Consider the following 6,633-nt stretch of genomic DNA (forward strand, 5'->3'; position numbering starts at 1 on the left):
TGAAACAATTAGATCCGCGCTAAAATCGGTTCTGGTTTTGCTGTATTGACAGTGTTCGATTCTGAATCTGTGCTGTATATTTCACAGGAGTTATTTGGACTCTCGATCAGCTTAACTTTGTAAAGTTTGGCTCCTAGTTCTTGGATGGGCGATCGCAGTAAGTTACTAATGTATAGAGCGATATTCTCAGCCGTTGGCACAACCTCAGCAAAGTAAGGAATATCTTTATTCAAAAATGTGTGGTCAAATGGTTCCACAACATAATCTTCAATCGCCTGATTCAAAGCACCTAAATCGACAATCATACCGGTGCGTGGATCAATCTCGCCTTTGACTGTCACTTCTAAATGATAGTTGTGTCCGTGACCGTGGGGACGCGCACATTTACCATAAATTTCTGTGTTGTCTTCTTGGCTAAGATTGGGATGAGCCAGCCGATGGGCGGCGCTAAAGTGAGTGCTGATAGTGAGGTAAGCTTCCATTCCGTTTCCTTGATAATCTGCCCAAAGTTCAGGATGTTCAAATAACTGCACACGGACTAAAGGCAAGTGAGAGGCTAGTCGCTGCCAGATAACCCGTGCGATATTTTCTGTAGTCGGCAAAGTCTGCCCAAATTCTGCCCACACATCGTTGAGATAGGAAAAGTCCAGTTGGCTGGTAACTTCCCGCTTGATTACTTGTTTCACATCAGACAAGTTCAACACCATGCCATATTCATCTAGTTCTCCAGCCAGGGAGATAAATATGACATAGTTGTGTCCATGCCCAGGAAATCGAGAGCAAGCACCAAATTTTTCAATATTCTCGGCTTCACTCAGTTCTGGCAACCAATAGCGATGGCTAGCCGAAAACTGAGCGCGGCGATTTACAATACATTGCATGAGTAAACTGGGAGCAAAATTTAAACTTTCTTAATCTTTCACTCTTTCCAGCATAAACTAATTTCTTTGTCTGTAGTTAAGGGAATACTATCCATATCCATCAAATTAACGAATGTCAGACTGAGAAATTGAGATATAGCTGGAGACTGGGGATTAGGGACTGGGGACTGGGTGAAAAGAATTACAGGAAATATTCTTTAATCTCTAATGACTGCTTACAGATGCTTGAGCTTCGCAGTGCAATCTTGTGGCGATACGGAATAATTCTTGACCTGTGTGTAAATAGCGATCGTCGTAGTTTAAGGGGAAGTAAGCCAATTCTTCTATTCCGTCTGCTACTTGATTGAGGCTGTAGTAAAGGTGCGCGGCGGCTCTGGCCATACTAGGAGGGTTGGGACGAGAGCGAAAAATTGTTTGGGCTTGCTTGAAGTTGTCTTTACAAGTTTGTAAGTATTCCTGAAACTCGTCTAATAGTTCATCATCAAAGGGATCAGCAGCTAGTTCCTCAATCTGTTCTTCCAATGAACTGAGAATAGTACAAAGTAAACGATTGACTGGTTGATATACCAAGCGTAGCCATTCTTCTACCTGTTCATCAGCATCTTTGCCGCTTTTACGTTTTACCTGATATTCTTTTTGTGCTGATGCAGTACGCTGTAGGCGATCGCCTTTGAATTTCTGAGATTTATCCCGCAGTTCCTCATCATAATTGAGGCGACTTTGATTGTCGCCTAAAATTTCATAAGCTGCGTTAATTCGGATAATCTGCTCTTTATCTGCTGTTTCCTGATTACTATCCGGGTGAAATAATTTTACCAAGCGGCGATAAGCTTGCTTGATCTCCGCTTGGCTGGCTTTAGGGCTGACTTTGAGAGTTTCGTAGTGATTTGAATCTTTTTTAGAATCGACCATTCATCCAAAATTACGTTAGCTAATGCTAGCTGTTGCCTTTGTTTCTAGGTCTTGGAACAATGGTGTACTGAGATACCTTTCTCCAAAACTCGGCTGAATCAATACAATTAAGCGTCCTGCGTTTTCTGGACGTTGAGCTACGCGGATGGCTGCACACAAAGCAGCACCACTGGAAATCCCAGACAATAGCCCTTCTTCTCTAGCTAAACGCCGACCGTAAGCGATCGCTTCTTCATCTGTAACTGTTATCACTTCATCAATCAATTGTGTTTTCAGCACTTGGGGGATGAATCCCGCACCAATTCCCTGAATTTTATGGGGGCCTGGTTTGCCTCCAGATAAAATTGGACTATTGGCAGGCTCAACTGCGATCGCCTGAAAACTTGGTTTACGGGCTTTCAGCACTTCCGCTACACCTGTGATCGTACCACCTGTACCCACCCCTGCGACAATCATATCTACCTGACCATCAGTATCTTCCCATATTTCCTCGGCGGTAGTCTCCCGATGTATTTTCACGTTCGCTGGGTTGCGGAACTGCTGCAACATATAAGCATGAGGGGTAGTATTCACTATCTCCTGCGCGCGGCGAATCGCTCCACTCATTCCCTCCATTCCCGGTGTCAATTCTAACTCCGCTCCATAAGCCCGCAACATAGCCCGACGCTCACCACTCATGGTTTCTGGCATCGTTAAAATTAAGCGATAACCCTTGGCGGCTGCTGCCATTGCTAAAGCAATCCCTGTATTTCCCGATGTGGGTTCTACTAATACAGTCTTCCCAGGAGCAATCAACCCCTCCTGTTCAGCTGCATTAATCATACTCACCCCAATTCGGTCTTTCACAGATGATGATGGGTTCATACTTTCCATCTTCACAAGAATCTGAGCTACACATCCTTCCTCTTGAGGAATACGATTTAGCTGTACTAAAGGTGTACGACCAACAAGTTCTGTAATGTTACGAGCAACCCGCATAATTTTTCCTTATTTAATTAGTTATTTAGTTATTAGTCATTGGTCATTGGTCATTAGTCAATAGTGATTCGTCATTAATTATTCTTCCGTATCCCAGTGTTTACTCCACAATCTCTAAACTCTGGACTGTTGACTATGGACTATCGACTAAATGTAATACATCACATCCAATTGCCTTCGAGAATCTCTTTTTTCACAAAGATCCTGTAGGCTATATTTTTTCAAAACGGAATTTGCCGCCTGACGCGCTTCTTGCCAAATTTCTTCTATCACAGAAGCATCTAAGGTTTGAGACTTGAGATTTTCTTCACTAGTCTTCACCTCTAACCCTTCCAAACATTCCAATATCTCGAATATGCTAATTTTTCGGGGTTCGCGGGCTAAAAAATAGCCGCCTCTTGACCCACGTTGGCTTCTGAGTATACCCCCGCGCCTTAATGTCGCTAATAGTTGTTCTAGATAGCGATCGGGTATGCTTTGTTGAGCGGCGATTTGCCTAATTTGCATAGGTTCGCCACTGTCGTAATGAGTTGCCATTTCTAGTAAGGCAAGAATTGCGTATTCTGATTTACACGATAGTTCCACAAGCAATAAGTGAGTGGTGAATAATTATGAATAGAGCGTTAAGTGTTTAGTCCTAACTTACTCTAGTATACTCCGGTTAAGCAGTAGGGTTTGTGCATTACTGCTAAAGACAGCAAAAAACCCCGCTCAGTAGCGGGGTTCCAGTTATATTCAACTTTCTAGAAGTTTTTAATAGCTTAGAAAGTGAAGGTTGTTCTTAGAGTACCGATGATCGCATCATCTGCATTGCTGGCTTGACCGGGGTTAGTCAACCAGATTACACCAGGGGTGATGGAGATGTTGTCAGATACGCGATATTTGTAGAAACCTTCAACTTGGTAAGGAACTTCATTAGCACCAGCTTGGACACCGCGTGCATAAGGTTGAGCGCCTGCGAAGATACCCAGGACGTTACCTCTCTTACCAAAGTCAGGCAATGCTACACCGATACCGTAGCTCCAAACTTCTCTGTCATCACCTGCACCGAAGCCTGTGACATCGCTGTAAGATACAAAGCCGCTAACTGATAGTTTATCGCTAGGTCTGAATGCCGCAGACAAACCGTAGGAGTTGCTGGAAGAAGCATTAAGAAAACTATTATTATTGGCTAATGAACTACCTACAATGGCACCATCTGCTCCAGAGTCAAATAAGGCGCTACCACTTGCACCATGATATCCATGAACATAAGTTGCAGCCAACGCCAAGCGATCGCCTACACTAAAGTTCAACTGACCTAAAGCAGCGTAGTCACCGTTAAATAGACCGGTATTAGGGCCAGGGTTATTAGCATCCGAGGCCAAATAACCTACGGTCAAAGAGCTAGGTCTTAAGATACTACCGCCTTGACCGAAAGGCACGTTGAAGGCGATACCTGCGCCACCACCAATGCGGTAGATGGGATTTTCCGAGGAAAATGTAGATAAAGCGCCGTTACCGCCATCAGTCTTGTCAAAGAAATAGGGGTTGTTTACTGCTGCATAATGGCTATGCCGTCCACCACTAGCTGCAAGGTAAACTTGAGCTGGTCCAAAGGGTGCTTCATAGGTCAATCGGTCTATTTCTACACTATTGTTGCCAGTACTACCAACTTGGAAAGTTTGTAGTCCTTGACCACCAGCATCAATAAAGTTGTTATTGTTATCTCTAAAATCAAAGCCAGTTGCATTACCAGCCGCTAAACGGGTGGTTAAAACATCTCTACCTGTGAAGCTGGTTTGCAAGCCTAGACGAACTCTGTTTTGGAAAACAGTGTTATTAGCGTCGCCAGTGTTTTCACCGAAAGCATCGGTAACCGCGAAGATAGCTTCACCAACTAGTTTTGTAGTTGTAGAGAACTGGTTAGCTTCCAATTCCGCAGTCCGTGCTTCTAAAGCATCTACACGACCGCGCAGGGTTGCTAATTCCGCAGAAAATTCTTCTTGTAAGCGTTGTAAGGTAGCTAAATCTTGCTTGGTTACTAGGTCTGCTGTTGCTGTAGCAATCAGTTCGTTGACGCGATCCAAACAGGCGTTTAAACCAGCCGCAAATTCATAGCGGGTTAAAGCACGGTTTCCGCGATAGGTACCGTTAGGGTAACCAGCAATACAACCGTAGCGCTCAACCAAAGACTGTAATGCTTGGAACGCCCAATCGGTTGGTTGTACGTCAGAAAACTGAGAAACGGAAGTTACTTGGCTTTGAGCGTTACCTTTACCTTCGTTGCTGTAGCGGTTAACTTGGTCAATAACCTTTGTATCTTCGGTTGTTGGGGCTGCTTGAGCCACAATTTCTGGTTGTTGAGCTAGTTCAGTAGGTACTACTGTTTCTGTTACTGATAATTCTGTAGTTGCATTTGTAGCTGCGATCGCTGCTGACGACACTAATAGTGTTGCGCCTAAAACAGCAGGGCTAACCACTAGGGATTTCCACAATAGATTAGACATTTTTACTTTTCTCCTCACACCTTGTATAGATAATTGTTCTTGTTGCAGCTACTCTCAAAAATGTGACATCTTATTGAAATCTTTTGATGAGGCATAGTTGCCACTATTACAATTTTAGTTTTTGCCAAGCTGATGATTGATTAACTTAGTGTTAAAAATTAATGCAATTAACTTATGCAAAAACGTACCCATATAGCTGATTATTATAGAGCATTTCGACTGTATGGCAAGATAGGAGGGATCGCCTCATTAACTGTCACACTGATTCGTAGTTAGATTACAAAAGGGAGTATCTAATGTACAACTCCCTGTGTACCGAAAGTTATACATTGGTGTATGTAGCTTCCAAGCACCATCAAAAAATGATTAGTTGATTTGGGAAATCGTTGCTGCTACATCAAAGTCTCTTTGTGTCAAACCACCTGCATCATGGGTTGTTAGTGTAACTTTGACTTTGTTATAAGAGATTTCTATATCTGGATGATGTCCAGCTGATTCCGCCGGTTCTACCAGCTTATTGACAAATGCGATCGCTTCAATAAAGTCTTTGAATTTGCGGGTAGTCTGCAACTTAGAACCCTCTAACGTCCACCCAGATAGTTTGCTAGCTTGTGACTGAATTTCTGCATCGCCTAGTAGTTGCGCCATTGGTCAAATCTCCTATGTTCAAAAGACGTGTATGGCTATGTCACCTTGTCATTTTTTGATATCGCAAACTTCTCTTGCCGAAACAAGACAAGAAGAAGGTAGTTGTATGCAGCAATATCTGAAAATTCACCCATAAAAAACTATCCGCTCTGATTTAGATCGGATAATCTAAGTCAGAGCGGTCTAGCGGGTCTTCAGGTTGCAACCAGACTGCCGGAAGGAACTCCGAGCTTTAGCCTAGCTTTTGGAGCTAACTTAGTCTCGAAAAGACTAAGGCTAACTTTTAGAGAACAGCCCCGGCACACAGCCGGCTAACTGCAACCTGATGACCCATGCTTTTACTACTTTCTATCATGGGCATCACCTCCTTGTTGCCTAAACGGTCTTAGTCTCAAAAAGGCAGAGAATTTATCTCTGGGTTTTCACCTTCGCTCAATATAACATACAAGTTTAGAGATTAGTCCATAGTCAACTGAAGAATCGACCAAAAAAAGAAAAACCCCCGCTTTTTGGCGGAGGTTTTAACACAATGGCAAGCGATGAATCTTAAATCATGCTTAGAGAGCATTACCGCGAGGTAATACTTCTTCGGGGAATACAAATTTTTCGTGAGGTTGGTCTTGAGGAGCCATCCAAGCGCGGATACCCTCGTTCAGCAAAATGTTCTTGGTATAGAAGGTTTCAAATTCTGGGTCTTCTGCTGCCCGTAATTCCTGGGAAACGAA

6 protein-coding genes and 1 pseudogene are annotated in these 6,633 nt (G+C 43.4%); all 7 read right to left on the reverse strand.

Features of this window, described 5'->3' with window-relative positions:
• Window positions 1-8: 8 nt before the first annotated feature.
• Window positions 9-881, reverse strand: coding sequence for a 6-carboxytetrahydropterin synthase (locus tag H6G14_RS13645; RefSeq protein ID WP_190567921.1), 873 nt, complete (start codon window positions 879-881; stop codon window positions 9-11).
• Between the two features lie 204 nt (window positions 882-1,085).
• Entirely contained in the window at window positions 1,086-1,793 is a 708-nt protein-coding gene (locus H6G14_RS13650) for a J domain-containing protein (protein ID WP_190567922.1), read from the reverse strand.
• A gap of 15 nt (window positions 1,794-1,808) precedes the next feature.
• On the reverse strand, window positions 1,809-2,771 hold the full coding sequence (gene cysK / locus H6G14_RS13655; RefSeq protein WP_190567923.1) for a cysteine synthase A: 963 nt from the start codon (window positions 2,769-2,771) through the stop codon (window positions 1,809-1,811).
• 147 nt (window positions 2,772-2,918) lie between these two features.
• Window positions 2,919-3,356 (reverse strand): RrF2 family transcriptional regulator, encoded by a 438-nt coding sequence (locus H6G14_RS13660; protein ID WP_010998683.1) that lies wholly within the window; start codon window positions 3,354-3,356, stop codon window positions 2,919-2,921.
• Between the two features lie 176 nt (window positions 3,357-3,532).
• Window positions 3,533-5,260, reverse strand: coding sequence for an iron uptake porin (locus H6G14_RS13665; RefSeq protein ID WP_190567924.1), 1,728 nt, complete (start codon window positions 5,258-5,260; stop codon window positions 3,533-3,535).
• A gap of 366 nt (window positions 5,261-5,626) precedes the next feature.
• Window positions 5,627-5,908 (reverse strand): 4a-hydroxytetrahydrobiopterin dehydratase, encoded by a 282-nt coding sequence (locus tag H6G14_RS13670; RefSeq protein WP_190567925.1) that lies wholly within the window; start codon window positions 5,906-5,908, stop codon window positions 5,627-5,629.
• Between the two features lie 557 nt (window positions 5,909-6,465).
• Window positions 6,466-6,633 (reverse strand): annotated as a pseudogene (locus H6G14_RS13675) (photosystem II D2 protein (photosystem q(a) protein)); the annotation flags it as partial.

It is taken from the genome of Nostoc parmelioides FACHB-3921 (assembly GCF_014696625.1).
Taxonomy (GTDB): domain Bacteria; phylum Cyanobacteriota; class Cyanobacteriia; order Cyanobacteriales; family Nostocaceae; genus Trichormus; species Trichormus parmelioides.